Source organism: Rhizobium anhuiense (genome assembly GCF_003985145.1).
GTDB lineage: Bacteria > Pseudomonadota > Alphaproteobacteria > Rhizobiales > Rhizobiaceae > Rhizobium > Rhizobium anhuiense.
The window spans coordinates 13,937-29,367 of sequence record NZ_ML133528.1; the positions used below are offsets into that span (position 1 = coordinate 13,937).

A 15,431-nucleotide genomic window follows, 5' to 3' on the forward strand; every position below is an offset into this window, starting at 1 on the left:
TCCGTCGAGCAACCTAGCTTAGCTATATTTGCCGACAATGGTGGCCTCTGTCGCGGCGCGCAAAGCGTCTTCGACAAAGGTTCACTCCTTGACGTTTCGCCCCTGCCTCTTCTTTACGGGCACGAGGTCGGGATGCCGGCCAGTCTCATCCTCAATCAGCCACGGGACTTTGCGCACTCAAAAAAAAAGATGCGGGCAAGGCCCGCATCCTGCTTGGCATTCGCCTCAGTTCTTGGTGACGAAGTCCTTGACGTTCTCAGGCGTGACGAGCTGGAAGGGAATATAGACCTTCTTGTCGACTTTTTCGCCCTTGGCAAGCTTCAGCGCCGCGTCGAGCGAGCCCTTGCCCTGGCCGGCGGCATCCTGGAACACGGTGACGTCAAGATCACCCGCCTGCATGGCGGCAAGCGCGTCCTGGGTGGCGTCGACGCCGCCGACGACGACCTTGGTCATATCCTTGCCGGCTGCCTTCAGCGCCTGGATGGCGCCGATCGCCATTTCGTCATTGTTGGAGATGACGGCGTCGAATTCGATGCCGCTGGAGAGCCAGTTGGTCATCAGGTCGGCGCCCTGGGTGCGGTCCCAGTTGGCCGTCTGCTCTTCGACGATCTCCAGCCCCTTGCATTCATCCGTCTTGATGACGTCATGAATGTCCTGGGTGCGCATGCGCGCAGCCTGGTTGGAGAGCTCGCCCATGATCACCACGGCCTTGCCCTTGCCGCCGAGAATGCGGCAGATTTCCTTGGTTTCCAGCGTGCCGGATTCCTGCTCGTTGGAGGCGACGAAGGCCTGCTTTTCCGGCAGCGTGTCGACATTGACCGGCTGACGGTTGACGTAAACCAGCGGAATGCCGGCATCGGCCGCAAGCTTCGACATTGCCGTCGTCGCATCGGTATCGACAGGGTTGACGATGATCGCATCGACCTTGGAGGCGATGAAATTCTGGATCTGGCTCTGCTGCTTGGACACGTCGTTCTGTGCGTCTTCGACCTGCAGCGTCACACCGCTGAGTGTCTTTGCATAATCGGTCATGCCGTTGCGCAGAACGGTCAGGAAATTATCGTCGAACTTCGCCATCGAGACGCCGACGGTTTCTGCGTGAGCCGCCGTCGACATGACGAGCGCCATCGCAGTGCCCAGGATAAACTTTTTCATTTCACTTCCTCCACAAAGCGGTGCCCGGCTGCACCCTCCTCACGCCGGAGCTCCAGCGCCCTGGCCAAAAAGAGGCGTCAGGGTGCCAGCAAAAAAGGTCGAAAATCATCGTAAAGCTGTCGCGGCGATCTCGACGCTGGCAATTTGCCTGTCGTTCCCCGCTGCACTGCCTCGCACGAAATGCATGCTTTTTCAGTGCCTTATTTGATGACTTAAGTCCGCGAACTTCATAGACGGCGTCAATGCCGAGCGACTTTCACCTGATCTCCTCCCAGTTTTCGCGCGATCACGAGGCGACGTCACGAAGTTCGGCAAGCTTCTATTGATTTCGTTTTGCGGTCCATTCATCGTTGCTTGCAAACCCTCTCATTCCTGAAAGAATCGCCGCGGCGATGAGAGAACTCCATCACCGGCGCAACAGCGGACGCGCTACGTTGCGAAATCGGGTGGCGCCGGTGGCGTTCAACCGCGCCGTGCTGGCTGATCGAGGAGGGCATCACGGCAGACGCCCTTTTGCGCTCTCCGCAGGTGCAGCAGAGTCGATCGAGACAGGCGAACCTGTCTCAAGAAAGCGCAAGTCAACTGATGCGAGCTATTGGCTACTGGCGACAGCCACCTGAGACGGGCCGGCAAAAGGTGGAGAATGACATGCAGAAGGCTGAGAAAGGTGGAAAAGACGGACGCACATATGGGCTAAGCCATTAAAATCTTGCCGCTATTCCGAGACCAAACATATGAGACTGGCTTTAAGAGACTGAATGGTGCCCAGGACCGGAATCGAACCAGTGACACGCGGATTTTCAATCCGCTGCTCTACCAACTGAGCTACCTGGGCTAACCTGCTTCCGATGGCCCCTTTCAGGAAAAGAACCGCGGGGCCTTGGTTCGCCCCGGAAGCGAGCGGGGTTATAGCATCTTGTTCGGCCATGGCAAGCGTCAAATGACTCTTTTTTGACGGTCTTGCCGGCTTTGCGGATTCATGAGGAAATATAAGAGCTTCGCGGGTGCAGTTCTCTAAAGCGCGTCGCAATCCTTCAGACTGCTCCTCGCGCTTTGACCTTTATTTCTATGCATGTCGTTCTCCCAAAACCGCTGCGCACTTTTGGGCGACATGCATTAGTTTTCCTCATCGGGATAATCGGCCTTGGCCTCATCGTCGGCAACCGGGATGGCATAGGCGCCGGTCAGCCAGCGGGAGAGATCGGCCTCGCGGCAGCGGTTGGAGCAGAAGGGGTAGTGTTCGCGGTGGGAAGGTTTGCCGCATTCGGGGCAAGGGCGCGCTTTGCGCAGCGGTTCGACCTTGGCGGCCGCTTTCTTGTCTTCAGGCATATCGGTCTGTCCTATAGGATCGGCCGTCGGGCTCAGCCCTCGGGCCACCGGCTATGCACATCGAAGCCTTCGCCGGTCAAAAGCAGAATGGTTTCATAAAGCGGCAGGCCGACGACATTGGTGTAGGAGCCCACCATCTTCTGTACGAAGGTGCCGGCGAGGCCCTGAATGCCGTAGGCGCCTGCCTTGCCGCGCCACTGGCCGGAGGCCAGATAGTTCTCGATCTCGAAGCCGGAGAGCCGCTTGAAGCGGACCTTGGTCTCGACGATCTTCTGGCGGATCTTGCGATCCGGGGTCACCAGGCAAACGCCGGTGTAGACCATATGGTTGCGCCCCGACAGCAGATGCAGCGAGCTCAACGCCTCGTCGGCGAACTCGGCCTTGCCGAGAATGCGCCGGCCGACGGCGACCACCGTATCGGCAGACAGGATATAGCTGCCCTTCCAGGTGATATCGCCCTTGATGGCGGCAAGGGCGGCTTCGGCTTTCTCAGCCGAAAGCCGTCGGGCCAGCGAACGCGGATGCTCCGACTTCTTCGGCGCCTCGTCGATATCCATCGGCATCAGGCGCGAAGGCTCAATGCCGGCCTGGTTGAGCAGGTCAACGCGACGGGGCGAACCCGAGGCCAGAATGAGCTTGTATTTCAGCGTCATGGAACCTCGACCATCGGCAGACGGGAGAAAAAGCCTTGCAGGGCCTTGGGCAAGCTTACTTGAAACGGTAGGTGATGCGGCCCTTGGTAAGATCGTAGGGCGTCATTTCCACCAGCACCTTGTCGCCGGCGAGAACGCGGATGCGGTTCTTGCGCATGCGCCCTGCGGTATGGGCGATGATCTCGTGTTCGTTTTCGAGCTTCACGCGGAACGTCGCATTCGGCAGAAGTTCGGTGACGATTCCCGGGAATTCGAGGACTTCTTCTTTAGGCATATAAGTGTTTTCTTCCTGTGGGTTGAATAGGCAGCGCAGGGCGCGCCTTGAAAATTTGGGCGGAAACTACACAATCAACGATGGTTTGTGAACCTTGTTGATCAGGCTTTCCTTTATTTGTTTTCATGCCGATTGCGCGGCGATGCCATTTCGCTTGAGTAGCCGGCTTTCTATGAGGCCGGCCAGGTGATCGCGAACCTCGCGGTAGCTTGTCAGAATCTGCTCGCGCGTTCCGCTTGCAACCGTGGGATCCATCGTCGGCCAGTAGACGACATCGATCGCATTCGACCGGGTCAACTCGAGCGCCGCGTGATGGGCCTGCGGCGACAGGGTGATGATCAGATCGAAATAATCGTCCTCGAGCTCTTCCAGCGTCTGCGGCTGGCGGCGGCCGAGGGAAAGCCCGATCTCCTCCAGCACCGCATCCACGAAGGGATCGCGCTCGCCGGCGCGAACGCCGGCCGATCGTATATAGGTATTGGCCGGCAGAATGCTACGGGCGATCGCTTCGGCCATCGGCGAGCGGATGGCATTCATCCCGCACATGAAGAGGATGGCGCCCGGCCGCTTTCCCTCGTCGATGTCGGCGGCGCGATCCATTGCCGTCATCCGCGCCAGTAGAGCACGCAGACCAGCGTGAAAAGGCGCCGGGCGGTGTCGAAATCGATCTCTATCTTGCCGGCCAGCCTGTCCTTCAGCGTCTGCGAACCTTCATTGTGGATGCCGCGCCGGCCCATGTCGATCGCCTCGATGCGGCTCGGCGTCGCCGAACGGATCGCTTCGTAATAGCTCTCGCAGATCATGAAGTAATCCTTGACGATCCGCCGGAAAGGGGTGAGCGACAGGATATGGGTGGCGACGCCGCCGCCCTCGTCGGTGGTGATGGCGAAGACCAGCTTCGAATCGACCAGCGAGATGTTCAGCCGGTATGGCCCACCGGCATGGCCGAGCGGCTCGAAGCTGTTTTCCTCGATCAGGTCGAAGATGGCGACAGCGCGTTCATGCTCGACATCGGGCGTCGAACGGCCGATCGTATCGTCAAGGACGACGTCGCAAAGCCGGAATTCGCCCTTCGCCATGCCCTCACCTTTCGAGGTTGAGGCGGATCGCGACCGACCGCGCATGGGCATCGAGGCCTTCGGAAACCGCAAGCGCAATCGCCGCCGGGCCGAGGCTGCGCAGCTGCTGCGGGCCAAGGCGCAGGATCGAGGTGCGCTTGACGAAATCGAGCACCGAAAGACCGGAAGAGAAGCGCGCCGAACGCGCCGTCGGCAGCACGTGGTTCGAACCGCCGACATAATCGCCGATCACCTCGGGCGTATGAGCGCCGATGAAGATCGCGCCGGCATTGCGGATGCCGTCGAGCAGCCGGTCCGGATCGGCGACGGCGAGCTCCAGATGCTCGGCGGCGATGCGGTTGGCCAAGGGAATGGCCTGTTTCAGATCGGCAACCAGGATAACCGCCCCGAAATCGCGCCAGCTCGCCGCCGCCGTCTCGGCGCGGTTCAGCGTCTTCAGCTGGCGTTCGACCGCCTGCTCCACCGCCTTGCCGAACGCGGCATCGTCGGTGATCAGGATCGCCTGGGCGCTGACGTCGTGTTCGGCCTGCGCCAGGAGGTCGGCGGCAATCCAATCCGGATTGTTGTCCTTATCGGCAATGACCAGCACCTCGGAGGGGCCGGCGATCATATCGATGCCGACGGTGCCGAAGACATGGCGCTTGGCGGCAGCGACATAGGCATTGCCGGGGCCGGTGATCTTGGCGACCGGGGCGATCGTCTCGGTGCCATAGGCAAGAGCCGCGATCGCCTGGGCGCCGCCGACACGATAAATCTCGGTGACGCCGACGAGCTTGGCGGCGGCAAGCACCGCCGGATTGACGGCGCCGCCCGTGGCGGGAACGGCGATGACGATGCGATCGACGCCGGCGACCTTGGCCGGCACGGCGTTCATCAGCACCGAGCTCGGATAACTCGCCGTGCCGCCCGGAACATAGAGCCCGACCGCTTCGATCGCCGTCCAGCGCGAGCCGAGACCGACGCCCATGTCGTCCTCGTAGATATCGTCCTTCGGCAGCTGCCGGCGATGATGGGATTCGATGCGCAGTGCCGCAAGCTTCAGCGCGCCCAGCACTTCCGAAGGCACCGCCTCGACGGCGGCGTCGATCTCCTCTGGTGTGACGCGCATCGGCACGGTGGCGAAATCGATGCCGTCGAATTTCAGCGAATATTCGGCGAGCGCCACGTCGCCGCGGGCCCTGACATCATCGATGATGGCGCGAACGACGGTGTTCACATCCTCGGAGATTTCACGCTTGGTCGTCAGAAAGGCGGCAAAATGCTGCTCGAAACCTTCCGATGCCTGATCCAGCCAGATTGCCAAGGCCGATATTCCCTCTCAACTCGAAACTGCGATATTCAAACTTCAGGCGTCAAGCACTGAAGCTCTTTTTATGCATGCCGTTATCCCGGAACCGCTGCACACTTCCGGGCGACATGCACTAGCGGTGACGCGGCTTGGAAGAGGCCTCCCAGGCGCCGCCGATATCGGCCATCTGGACCTCGATGCATTCGACATCGAGCGCGATCGAGGCCGTGCCGGACAGCGACAGCTCGACCGTACCATCCGGCCCCTCGCCCTTCGGCTCGAAGCGCAGCGCCAGCAGTGACAGCACCTCGTCGCGTTTGCCACGATCGATGCCGAGCGACCGGACGGCCAGCACACGCTTGAAGACCAGGGCGGCACGGCGGCGCTCGAAACCGCGGCGCTTGCGCTCGGCACCTTCCCAGACGAAACGATTGACGGCAAGCGCGAACTGCGCGTCGCGCGGCGACCAGTCGATGTCTCCGACCTTGAAGACACTGTCCTGCATATGCGCGGAAACGACAGCAAGGTCCTCGTCATCGAGCGCAATAAGCTTCAGGTCGGTCATTCAGCCTCATCCCCCGCGGGCACCGCCGGAATGGCGATGCGTCAGAAGGGAAATAAGATGCCGCAGCGGATTACGCAACCGGGATAAGGGCGCGTTTACTCGCTGATGCGCTCGACGATGGCGCCGCAGCGGGTCAGCTTCTCCTCGAGCCGCTCGAAACCGCGGTCGAGGTGGTAGACGCGCGACACCGTGGTTTCGCCCTCGGCGGCAAGGCCGGCGATGACGAGCGAAACCGAGGCACGCAGGTCGGTCGCCATGACGGGCGCGCCGCGCAGGCGCTGGACACCTTCGATCTTCGCCGTCTGGCCGGAGAGCGAAATCCTGGCGCCGAGGCGGGCAAGCTCCTGCACATGCATGAAGCGGTTTTCGAAGATGGTCTCGGTGACATGCGAGACGCCGGAAGAACGCGTCATCAGCGCCATGAACTGCGCCTGCAGATCGGTGGGGAAGCCGGGGAAGGGATCGGTGACGATATCGACCGGCTTGATGCCGGCGCCGTTGCGCTTGATGCGCATGCCGTTGTTGGTCGACGAGATCTCCGCGCCGGCCCGGCGCAGCGTTTCCACCGCGGTCTCGAGCAGCGCCACATCGGTATTTTCGAGCACGACGTCGCCGCCGGTCATGGCGACGGCCATGGCATAGGTGCCGGTCTCGATGCGGTCCGGCAGGACGCGGTGACGGGCGCCGGAGAGCGAGGTGACGCCTTCGATGGTGATCGTCGCAGTCCCCGCGCCCGTGATCTTGGCGCCCATGGCGTTCAGGCAGTTGGCGAGATCGGCCACTTCGGGCTCGCGGGCGGCATTGCCGATAACCGTCGTGCCGCGGGCAAGCGTTGCCGCCATCATCATCACATGGGTGGCGCCGACGGAGACCTTCGGGAAGGTGTAGCGCGCGCCGATCAGGCCGCCGGCCGGTGCCTTGGCGTTGATATAACCGGCATCGATGTCCATCGTCGCGCCGAGCGCCGTCAGGCCTTCGATGAAGAGATCGACGGGGCGGGTGCCGATGGCGCAGCCGCCCGGCAGCGAGACGCGGCAATGGCCTTCGCGCGCGAGCAGCGGGCCGATGACCCAGAAGGAGGCGCGCATCTTCGAGACCAGCTCATAAGAGGCTGTCGTATCGACGATGGTGCGGCAGGTGAAATGGATCGTGCGGGCGTAGGAATCTTCCTGGCGCTCGCGGCGGCCGTTGACGGCGACATCGACGCCATGATTGCCGAGGATGCGCATCAAGAGTTCGACATCGGCCAGATGCGGCACGTTTTCGAGCGTCAGCGTATCGCTGGTCAGAAGCGAGGCGATCATCAGCGGCAGTGCGGCATTCTTGGCGCCGGAAATCGGAATGATGCCATTCAGCTCATTACCGCCGACGATTCTGATACGATCCATGTGCGCTTACGGGCCGCGCCCGCCTTTCCTGAAAGTTCTGCCTTGGAATAAGGAGTGGAGTGTTTAGGGGATTTCTGACGACGCTTCAATTCGTCCGGGACGGAACATTACGATTCGTCCATTTTTGCGGCGGGCAGTCCATTTGTTTCGTCGGCCTGGCCCGAACGGCGGGCGCGCACCTGCTGTTTGCGTCGCCCCAGATTTTCCCTGAGCTTTTCAGCGGCGCGCTCGCGACGCAGTTTCGCCTGTGCCTCGATTGCCTTTTTGCGGCTCTGCTGGCCGGTTTCGGTCTTGTCGTTCATGCCAAAAGAATTAGCCGAATTCGCGCTGATCCAAAAGGCCCTTGCATGGCAATCCACGCGAAGTTGGAATTTGCTGCTTGCGCTTGCCGTCAAGCTGTGGCAATAGCCGCCCCGTTCCCGCGATTGAGCCACCCGGCTCGCACGGGTACTGGTCCTGCTGCCGTAGCTCAGTGGTAGAGCACACCCTTGGTAAGGGTGAGGTCGGTGGTTCAATCCCACTCGGCAGCACCAGTTTTCTTTCAGTATTAGGAATCATTTTGCTCACTCGGTGAGGCCAGCCCCTCATCCGGCTGCCGCCACCTTCTCCCGTAAACGGGGCGAAGGGACCCGGCCGCACGCTCTCCGTTTCACCAACCTCTCGCAGGGCAGCCATCTGACGAGAGCCGGGAAGGCCATGCAGGCTGACATTTCGTCTCATCAGCAATAATCGATTCACCATTGTTGACCGCAAAAATCGCGCTAGAATGCCTATCATGGCGGAGTTTCCCCGGAGGAACTGGGAGATGCTGCACGTCGTTTCTGTCGACAATCGTGGAGGAGTATCGATGGCAACTGAAAGATGGAACAGCCCGGTCAAGGTCGGTTTCGAAGGTGCCGATGCGCGAACGGTCAATGGTCCGTTCGATGCGCTGAAGTGCCTGGCGGATCTCTGGCCGAGTATGCGCGGGCTTCGTTACATCAAGGCCCGCAGCGCCTGCCGGGCAGCGCTCGACGGGCGCAAGAGCGTGGAAGAAGCAAGAGCCGAGTTCCTGGCGGCGGCCGAAGAGGCGAAGCTGAAGCTGCATTGAACTGGCGCATAATCCTTTCCGAAAATCGATTCCGATTTTCGGGGTTATGCGCTGCACTTCGGTCGGGATTTCCAGGTCACTTCAGGTCGTTCGTAAACGGAACGTGCCGGAACGGAACAATGTTTTAATTTTGCTTAACCCTGCATCGAACTCGCGCCGGGTTTTTGTGCAACAGGTGTTGCGCCTGGTACAGGTGTCTTCATAGAAGATGCCCAGCCATCATGATGATGGTTAGAGGCTCGTACCCTTAGCGGAGACGCAGGCGAGCCTCGTCCGAGCAAGTCCTCATGTTTTCAGCAGTCCGCGCCGCCCTCGTCCTCGACCTCGACATAACCGACGCCGATGATCGTACCGTCCGCCGCGCGGATGAAGGAGGGGAGATAGTGGGGCTCTACCGGCTGGCAGGCGACGGCCCCGGTATATTCGTTGAGGGCGATCTGGTCCTTCGGCAGAGCGGAATAATTCGTGCCGGTTTCCAGCGAGGCATGGGCGGAGCCGGCAAGGACACCGCCTGTAATCAAGGTCATTGCAGAGATGCGAAGAAGCGACTGCATGAGGGTCTCCAGCGTTTGGGTCCGGCCTTTCAACCCGCGGAGGGCATTTTGGTTCCCTTCATGCGTCGCAAGACATGACGGCGCGCGGGCCGGCTAGCGTCGCAGCAGGCGACCGCGCACATGGCCTCGGCCGACGATGCTCTCGGCGATCTCGACGGCCCGCTCGACATCACCGCGCCGGCGCACGAAACCTTCCAGGACGACATAGGCGCCCGATATGCTGACGATGATGTCCGCCGCTTCGATATCGCCGGCCGCATGAAGGGCGCTTTCCACCGAAGCGCGCGTCGCCGCATCGCTGTGGCCCTGCCGGCCGGACTCCTCATGGTCGGTGAATGCTGGAAATCCGAGCACCGTGGCCGTCTCCTGATGTTGGTAGATATCGGTTAACGCCGCGGCGAGGCATTTCGTTGCGGCCGGGTGGACAGCCCTTGGCGAAAGACGCGGCGATTTCCATATCTGGCTGCAGTCGAAAGAGGGATGAAGACGATGAAAGCGCTTCTATCAGCCTTGTTAACCGCGGCCTTGCTTGCCGGCTGCTCCTCGGCCGATAGCCCGGCGCTGGAGCCCATTCCGGGCAGCATTACCTATGGCGGCCAGCCGCGAACGAAGCTCACCAAGTCGCCGGTCGGCAGCGCCGTCTACAACCAGTTCTACAACGAGACGGGCCAGCGCGTGGAGGAAACCTATATTCTTCAGCCGGACCGCAGCCTGAAACTGGTGCGGCGTGTCGTCGGCCCGGATTTCCCCGACTGAGGCTGCCGTCACGCCACAACGCTTGACAGCGAGGGCAATCGCGAACATTCAAGGAACATCTAATCTTTCCCCAGTGATTCTGCGGGAGCCCGACCGGACGGCTGGATGTACCTCGAAAAGCTCAATCCGCAGCAGCGCATGGCCGTCGAGCACGGCACGCTCACCGACGGCAGCCATATTGCCGGGCCGCTGCTGGTCATTGCCGGCGCCGGCTCCGGCAAGACGAATACGCTGGCGCATCGGGTCGCCCATCTGATCGTCAAGGGCGCCGATCCCCGCCGCATCCTGCTGATGACCTTCTCGCGCCGGGCAGCCGCCGAGATGGCGCGGCGCGTCGAGCGCATCTGCCGCGATGTGCTTGGTGCCAATGCCGGCGTCATGGCCGACGCGCTTTCCTGGTCGGGCACCTTCCACGGCATCGGCGCGCGGCTGTTGCGCGATTACGCCCAGCAGATCGGCCTCGATCCGGATTTCACCATCCACGACCGCGAAGATAGTGCCGACCTGATGAACCTCATCCGGCACGACCTCGGCTTCTCCAAGACGGAAAGCCGCTTTCCCACGAAGGGCACCTGTCTTGCCATCTATTCCCGAGCGGTGAATTCGGAAACCGCGCTCGATCTCGTGCTGCGCGACGCCTTTCCCTGGTGCGCGGCGTGGGACAAACAGCTGCGCGAACTTTTCGCCTGTTACGTCGAGTCCAAGCAGAGCCAGAACGTGCTCGACTACGACGACCTGCTGCTTTACTGGGCGCAGATGGTCGGCGAGACTGTCATTGCCGAGGATATCGGCGATCGTTTCGACCATGTGCTCGTCGACGAATATCAGGACACCAACCGGCTGCAGGCCTCGATCCTCATGGCGCTGAAGCCCGGCGGCCAGGGGTTGACCGTCGTCGGCGACGATGCGCAGTCGATCTATTCCTTCCGTGCCGCGACGGTGCGCAATATCCTCGATTTTCCCGCCGCCTTCAGCCCGGCCGCCGATATCGTCACGCTCGACCGCAACTACCGCTCGACGCAGCCGATCCTTGCGGCTGCCAACGCCGTCATCGATCTCGCCTCGGAGCGCTTCACCAAGAATCTCTGGACCGAGCGGCAATCGTCCGAGCGGCCGCGCCTGGTGACGGTGCGCGACGAGGCCGAGCAGGCGCGCTACGTTGCCGACATGGTGCTCGACAACCGCGAAGAAGGTCTCAAGCTCAAGCAGCAGGCCGTGCTGTTCCGCGCCTCGCATCACAGCGGGCCGCTTGAGGTCGAGTTGACCCGGCGCAACATTCCCTTCGTCAAGTTCGGAGGGCTGAAGTTTCTCGACAGCGCGCATGTCAAGGACATGCTGGCTGCGCTGCGCTTCGCGCAGAACCCGCGCGACCGGGTGGCGGGCTTCCGGCTGATGCAGATCCTGCCGGGCGTCGGGCCGTCGACGGCGCAGAAGGCGCTCGACCTGATGGCCGAGGATGCCAGCCCGTTATCCGCGCTTGCCGCCATGCCCGCGCCGCCGCGCTCCGGCGAGGACTGGACTGATTTCGTTTCGATGCTGCAGGAGCTGAAGACCGGCAAGGCCGGCTGGCCGGCGGAAATCGGTCTGGCGCGGCAATGGTACGTGCCGCATCTGGAACGGCTGCATGAGGACGCCGCGACGCGCCAGGCCGATCTGCTGCAGCTCGAGCAGATCGCCAGCGGTTATGCCTCGCGCGAGCGTTTCCTCACCGAACTCACCCTCGACCCGCCGGATGCGACCAGCGACCAGGCGGGCGTGCCGCTCCTCGACGACGATTATCTCATCCTGTCTACCATCCACTCCGCCAAGGGCCAGGAATGGACGCGGGTCTTCATGCTGAACGTCGTCGACGGCTGCATTCCGAGCGATCTCGCCGTCGGCGCCAGCGCCGAAATCGAGGAGGAACGCCGGCTGCTCTATGTGGCGATGACGCGCGCCCGGGATGGCCTCGACCTCGTCGTGCCGCAACGCTTCTTCACCTATGGGCAGAATTCGCAGGGCGACCGGCATGTCTATGCCTCACGCAGCCGCTTCATTCCCGCCACCCTGCTGCAGTTCTTCGAGGCCTGCAGCTGGCCGCAGGTGAAATCGCAGACCGCCGCTCAAGCGCAGGCGCGGCAGGTACGCATCGATGTCGGTGCCCGCATGCGCGGCATGTGGCGATAGGCCCAGGACAGTTCAGAGCGAAAGCGGCGGCTCGGCCGGTTTCAGGAAATGCTCGATTGTTGCGACCTGCACGGCCTCGACTGACGCGGGCGACCATTTCGGATTGCGGTCCTTGTCGATGACGGCGGCGCGGATGCCCTCGAAGAAGTCCGGATTATCCAGCATCTGCAGGCAGGCGCCGAGTTCGCGGCCGAGGCATTCGGCGAGCGAGGCGCTGCGACGGCCGGCCCTGAGCAGCCGCAAAGCGAGCTTCAGGCTGGTCGGTGACCGCGTCAGCAGCACCCGCCGCGTCTCGGCGGCGAAGTCGCCCTCCTCCCCGGCAAGGGCGGCCAGGATCTCCTCGACGCTGTTGAAACGGAAGGCGCGATCGATCATCGCCGCATTCTGCCTGAGCCGGCTTTCTCCTGGAGACTCGGAAAGCGCCTGCAAGACGGCATCGACATCGCCGGACGAACTGCCGCGCGGCAGGGTCGACAGAGCATCGATCACCGCGCCGAGCCGCGACGAGGCGATCTGCAGGTCGGCGAGGCGGGCATGGATGGCATCGGCGGCACCGATATCGAGGCCGGTCAGGGCGAGCCATGTTCCGGCTTCGCCGGGGCTACGCGGCAGCAGCCAGGTGGCGCCGACATCGGGGACATAGCCGATGCCGGTTTCGGGCATGGCAAGCCGCGTGCGCTCGGTAACGATGCGGTGGCGGCCGTGCGACGACAGGCCGACGCCGCCGCCCATGGTGATGCCGTCCATCAGCGCGACATAGGGTTTGGGGTAGGAGGCGATCAGATGGTTGAGGCGGAATTCCTCGCGCCAGAAGCTTGCCGCCAGGCCATCGCCGGCGCGGGCGCTCTCATGCAGGGCGCGGATATCGCCGCCGGCGCAGAAGCCGCGTTCGCCCTCGCCCATGGCCACGACGCTTGCCACCTCGGAATCCCCGGCAAAAGCCTGCAACGCCTCGGTGATCGCGCGGATCATCGGCAGCGTCAGGCTGTTCAGTGCCCGCGGCCGGTTGAGCCGGATCACGCCTGCGGTGCCCCGCCGTTCAATGATGACTTCGCCGTCCTGCATGGTTCACCTCCTCGGTTACGACCATGAATAGACGACGATCCAGCTTCGCTCCAGTCGCTTTGCGACCGGTCGCGGATTTGATTGTTCAGGCAGACAGTGAATTGCGGGCGGAGGCCGCGGCATCGCACCTTGCGGCGTAGTCGATGGCAAGCTCCAGCGGCAGCGGCCGCGAGAAATGATAGCCCTGCGCCAGGCGAACGCCCATCGCCTTCAATCCTTCGGCGATCTCTTCGCTTTCGACGCCTTCGGCGACGGAGGCAATGCCGAGATTCTGGCAGAGATTGGCGACCGAGCGGGTGATGTTCATGCAACGAGCGTCGCGATCGAAATTCATCACGAAGGCCTTGTCGATCTTCAGCTTGTCGAAGCCGAGACGGTGGATATGGCTGAGGCTCGAATAGCCGGTGCCGAAATCGTCGAGCGCGATCGAGATGCCGGCGGCGCGCAGCATTGATATCACCTGATCGGCGGTGTCGAAATCGGAGAGCAGTGCGGTCTCGGTGATCTCGAATTCGATGCGCTTCGGATCGATGCCGGAGCGAGTGATCATGGCAAGCAGCGCCATCGAGGTCTCGTGGTCGCAGATATCGCGCGCCGAGAGATTGAAGGACAGCCTGAGATGCCTGGGAATGATCGCCAGCGCTTCGAGCGCCTTGGCGAAGAGGATGCGGGTCATACGGCCGATGACCGCTGTGCGCTCGGCAGCGGGAATGAAGGCTTCCGGACTGATGCGGCCGAAGCGGGCGCTGTCCCAGCGGGCGAGCGCCTCGTAGCCGACGACGCGGCCGCTCCTCAATTCGACGATCGGCTGATAGTCCAGTTTCAATTCCTTGGCGAAGTCGTTCGCCTGCAGTTCGAGTTCGATCAGGTGGCGCTGCGTCAGGATCTTCTCGTGGTCGGGCGAGAAGAATTCGACGCCGCTGCTGCGCTTGCTCTTGACCTGGTAAAGAGCGAAGTCCGCTTTCTCGTAGAGATCCTCGGCCGTGTACTCGCCGATATCGGGATAGACGATGCCGCAGGAACCGAAGACGCGGACCGAGCCGTCGGGGATTTCGTAAGGTTCGCGGACGGCGGCGCAAAGCGCCTGGCCGAGATCGGCGATCGCCTGGCGCGTCATCGAACAGGGGAAGATGATGCCGAACTCATCGCCGCCGAGACGGGAGACGATGCCCTCTTCGCCGACCAGCGCGACGAAGCGGCGGGCCGTCTCCTTGAGCACGAGATCGCCCGCAGCATGGCCGAAGACGTCATTGACGGGCTTGAAGCCGTCGAGATCGAGAATGCCGAGGACGGGCGGCGCGGACGGGTCCTTCTGCAGCCGTTTCTCCAGCGAGAGAAAGAAGCTGCGGCGGTTGGCAAGGCCGGTCAGCTGGTCATGCAGCGCGTTGCGGCTGTTGACGAGGTTCAGTTCCTCGGCCTCCGCCTGCTTCTGCTTCAGCTCCTCGGTCAATTGCACGAGGCCGACGAAATTCTGGAAATAGCTGTTGATCACCCTGAGGAAGGGCAGGATCAGGAACAGGCCGCTGACGGCGGTGGCGACGAAAACGGGATTGCCCGAGAACATGAAGGTCGCAATCATGGCCGAGAAGGTGATCACCGTGGTCAGTGCCGCCGCCATCGGCAGGTGCATCAGGCAAAAGATGCAGGAGATGCCGGTGACGACGAGGAAATAGGCGATCTGGCCCTGCTGGGAGGCGTCGCCATATTGATAAAGCGCGATCGCCCAACCGCCGAAGGCGAAAGTCAGGACGCCGGCCCCGACCATTGTCACCTTCATCAGCTTATAGGCCCGTTCGGCGGTGACGTTTTCCTTGCCCCGGATCTCCCACCAGCAGAGACGGAAGACGCAGAGGACACTCAAGCCGACCGGAATGTAGAGCGAAAGCCAGAGGGGTGCGGATTTGAGGTGGGTGATCGCCACCGCAAGGGCGTTGATGATCAGGAGGACGTAGAGAATGGGGATCTGTGACGACAGGGCCCGAAACTGGGCCGTCAGAAGCGTCGGATTGTCCTTTTGCAGTTGCAATGCGGCCAGAAATTTCTTCATCTTCTCTTTTCCGTTGGCCCGA

General features: G+C 62.2%; 17 protein-coding genes and 2 tRNA genes. 4 read left to right on the forward strand and 15 right to left on the reverse strand.

What is annotated here, in order from left to right:
• Positions 1-225 precede the first annotated feature (225 nt).
• The 11 genes from EEQ99_RS19970 to EEQ99_RS20025 all read right to left on the reverse strand — a co-directional run bounded on the left by EEQ99_RS19970 (position 226) and on the right by EEQ99_RS20025 (position 8,033).
• The gene (locus tag EEQ99_RS19970) at positions 226-1,155 is read right to left on the reverse strand and encodes a sugar ABC transporter substrate-binding protein (protein WP_028756155.1); all 930 of its coding nucleotides are present in this window, start codon (positions 1,153-1,155) and stop codon (positions 226-228) included.
• 759 nt (positions 1,156-1,914) lie between these two features.
• A tRNA-Phe gene (locus EEQ99_RS19975) sits at positions 1,915-1,990 on the reverse strand.
• A gap of 281 nt (positions 1,991-2,271) precedes the next feature.
• The gene (gene yacG / locus EEQ99_RS19980; RefSeq protein WP_028757470.1) at positions 2,272-2,484 is read right to left on the reverse strand and encodes a DNA gyrase inhibitor YacG; all 213 of its coding nucleotides are present in this window, start codon (positions 2,482-2,484) and stop codon (positions 2,272-2,274) included.
• Between the two features lie 32 nt (positions 2,485-2,516).
• Positions 2,517-3,137: a Maf-like protein gene (locus EEQ99_RS19985; protein ID WP_028757471.1), complete on the reverse strand. Its 621-nt coding sequence runs from the start codon at positions 3,135-3,137 to the stop codon at positions 2,517-2,519.
• 55 nt (positions 3,138-3,192) lie between these two features.
• Complete coding sequence (gene infA / locus EEQ99_RS19990; RefSeq protein ID WP_003545338.1) at positions 3,193-3,411, reverse strand: translation initiation factor IF-1; 219 nt, start codon at positions 3,409-3,411, stop codon at positions 3,193-3,195.
• A gap of 123 nt (positions 3,412-3,534) precedes the next feature.
• Positions 3,535-4,020 (reverse strand): arsenate-mycothiol transferase ArsC, encoded by a 486-nt coding sequence (locus EEQ99_RS19995; protein ID WP_028757472.1) that lies wholly within the window; start codon positions 4,018-4,020, stop codon positions 3,535-3,537.
• Positions 4,017-4,490, reverse strand: coding sequence for a UPF0262 family protein (locus tag EEQ99_RS20000; protein WP_028757473.1), 474 nt, complete (start codon positions 4,488-4,490; stop codon positions 4,017-4,019). The genes EEQ99_RS19995 and EEQ99_RS20000 overlap by 4 nt, the downstream gene beginning before the upstream one ends.
• A gap of 4 nt (positions 4,491-4,494) precedes the next feature.
• Positions 4,495-5,793: a histidinol dehydrogenase gene (gene hisD / locus EEQ99_RS20005; protein WP_028757474.1), complete on the reverse strand. Its 1,299-nt coding sequence runs from the start codon at positions 5,791-5,793 to the stop codon at positions 4,495-4,497.
• A 118-nt stretch (positions 5,794-5,911) separates the two neighbouring features.
• Positions 5,912-6,343, reverse strand: coding sequence for a DUF2948 family protein (locus EEQ99_RS20015; RefSeq protein ID WP_028757475.1), 432 nt, complete (start codon positions 6,341-6,343; stop codon positions 5,912-5,914).
• Positions 6,344-6,438: 95 nt separating this feature from the next.
• On the reverse strand, positions 6,439-7,731 hold the full coding sequence (gene murA, locus EEQ99_RS20020) for a UDP-N-acetylglucosamine 1-carboxyvinyltransferase (protein WP_028757476.1): 1,293 nt from the start codon (positions 7,729-7,731) through the stop codon (positions 6,439-6,441).
• A gap of 107 nt (positions 7,732-7,838) precedes the next feature.
• Entirely contained in the window at positions 7,839-8,033 is a 195-nt protein-coding gene (locus EEQ99_RS20025; protein WP_028757477.1) for a hypothetical protein, read from the reverse strand.
• A gap of 156 nt (positions 8,034-8,189) precedes the next feature.
• Between EEQ99_RS20025 and EEQ99_RS20030 the strand changes: the two genes are divergently transcribed.
• Both EEQ99_RS20030 and EEQ99_RS20035 read left to right on the forward strand, forming a co-directional pair.
• Positions 8,190-8,264: transfer RNA gene (locus EEQ99_RS20030), tRNA-Thr, on the forward strand.
• 314 nt (positions 8,265-8,578) lie between these two features.
• The gene (locus tag EEQ99_RS20035) at positions 8,579-8,821 is read left to right on the forward strand and encodes a DUF982 domain-containing protein (protein WP_011650393.1); all 243 of its coding nucleotides are present in this window, start codon (positions 8,579-8,581) and stop codon (positions 8,819-8,821) included.
• Positions 8,822-9,114: 293 nt separating this feature from the next.
• Here the strand turns inward: EEQ99_RS20035 and EEQ99_RS20040 are convergent, their stop codons facing one another.
• Both EEQ99_RS20040 and EEQ99_RS20045 read right to left on the reverse strand, forming a co-directional pair.
• Positions 9,115-9,375: a hypothetical protein gene (locus tag EEQ99_RS20040; RefSeq protein WP_028756825.1), complete on the reverse strand. Its 261-nt coding sequence runs from the start codon at positions 9,373-9,375 to the stop codon at positions 9,115-9,117.
• A 93-nt stretch (positions 9,376-9,468) separates the two neighbouring features.
• Positions 9,469-9,729 (reverse strand): BON domain-containing protein, encoded by a 261-nt coding sequence (locus tag EEQ99_RS20045; protein WP_028756824.1) that lies wholly within the window; start codon positions 9,727-9,729, stop codon positions 9,469-9,471.
• A 135-nt stretch (positions 9,730-9,864) separates the two neighbouring features.
• On the opposite strand from EEQ99_RS20045, the gene EEQ99_RS20050 reads away from it, so the two are divergent.
• Entirely contained in the window at positions 9,865-10,131 is a 267-nt protein-coding gene (locus EEQ99_RS20050) for a hypothetical protein (RefSeq protein WP_028756823.1), read from the forward strand.
• Positions 10,132-10,236: 105 nt separating this feature from the next.
• Positions 10,237-12,297 (forward strand): ATP-dependent helicase, encoded by a 2,061-nt coding sequence (locus EEQ99_RS20055; protein ID WP_028756822.1) that lies wholly within the window; start codon positions 10,237-10,239, stop codon positions 12,295-12,297.
• Between the two features lie 12 nt (positions 12,298-12,309).
• Here the strand turns inward: EEQ99_RS20055 and EEQ99_RS20060 are convergent, their stop codons facing one another.
• Together EEQ99_RS20060 and EEQ99_RS20065 are read right to left on the reverse strand one after the other, a co-directional pair.
• Complete coding sequence (locus tag EEQ99_RS20060) at positions 12,310-13,362, reverse strand: enoyl-CoA hydratase/isomerase family protein (protein ID WP_127430959.1); 1,053 nt, start codon at positions 13,360-13,362, stop codon at positions 12,310-12,312.
• Positions 13,363-13,447: 85 nt separating this feature from the next.
• Complete coding sequence (locus tag EEQ99_RS20065; RefSeq protein ID WP_127430960.1) at positions 13,448-15,409, reverse strand: putative bifunctional diguanylate cyclase/phosphodiesterase; 1,962 nt, start codon at positions 15,407-15,409, stop codon at positions 13,448-13,450.
• Positions 15,410-15,431 lie beyond the last annotated feature (22 nt).

Coding starts and splice junctions, on each gene's coding strand:
- EEQ99_RS20025 (WP_028757477.1), bottom strand. CDS start 8,033: ATGAACGACAAGACCGAAACCGGCCAGCAGAGCCGCAAAAAGGCAATC.
- EEQ99_RS19985 (WP_028757471.1), bottom strand. CDS start 3,137: ATGACGCTGAAATACAAGCTCATTCTGGCCTCGGGTTCGCCCCGTCGC.
- EEQ99_RS19995 (WP_028757472.1), bottom strand. CDS start 4,020: ATGACGGCAATGGATCGCGCCGCCGACATCGACGAGGGAAAGCGGCCG.
- murA (WP_028757476.1), bottom strand. CDS start 7,731: ATGGATCGTATCAGAATCGTCGGCGGTAATGAGCTGAATGGCATCATT.
- EEQ99_RS20040 (WP_028756825.1), bottom strand. CDS start 9,375: ATGCAGTCGCTTCTTCGCATCTCTGCAATGACCTTGATTACAGGCGGT.
- EEQ99_RS20015 (WP_028757475.1), bottom strand. CDS start 6,343: ATGACCGACCTGAAGCTTATTGCGCTCGATGACGAGGACCTTGCTGTC.
- EEQ99_RS20000 (WP_028757473.1), bottom strand. CDS start 4,490: ATGGCGAAGGGCGAATTCCGGCTTTGCGACGTCGTCCTTGACGATACG.
- EEQ99_RS20050 (WP_028756823.1), top strand. CDS start 9,865: ATGAAAGCGCTTCTATCAGCCTTGTTAACCGCGGCCTTGCTTGCCGGC.
- EEQ99_RS19970 (WP_028756155.1), bottom strand. CDS start 1,155: ATGAAAAAGTTTATCCTGGGCACTGCGATGGCGCTCGTCATGTCGACG.
- EEQ99_RS20035 (WP_011650393.1), top strand. CDS start 8,579: ATGGCAACTGAAAGATGGAACAGCCCGGTCAAGGTCGGTTTCGAAGGT.
- EEQ99_RS20060 (WP_127430959.1), bottom strand. CDS start 13,362: ATGCAGGACGGCGAAGTCATCATTGAACGGCGGGGCACCGCAGGCGTG.
- yacG (WP_028757470.1), bottom strand. CDS start 2,484: ATGCCTGAAGACAAGAAAGCGGCCGCCAAGGTCGAACCGCTGCGCAAA.
- EEQ99_RS20055 (WP_028756822.1), top strand. CDS start 10,237: ATGTACCTCGAAAAGCTCAATCCGCAGCAGCGCATGGCCGTCGAGCAC.
- EEQ99_RS20065 (WP_127430960.1), bottom strand. CDS start 15,409: ATGAAGAAATTTCTGGCCGCATTGCAACTGCAAAAGGACAATCCGACG.
- infA (WP_003545338.1), bottom strand. CDS start 3,411: ATGCCTAAAGAAGAAGTCCTCGAATTCCCGGGAATCGTCACCGAACTT.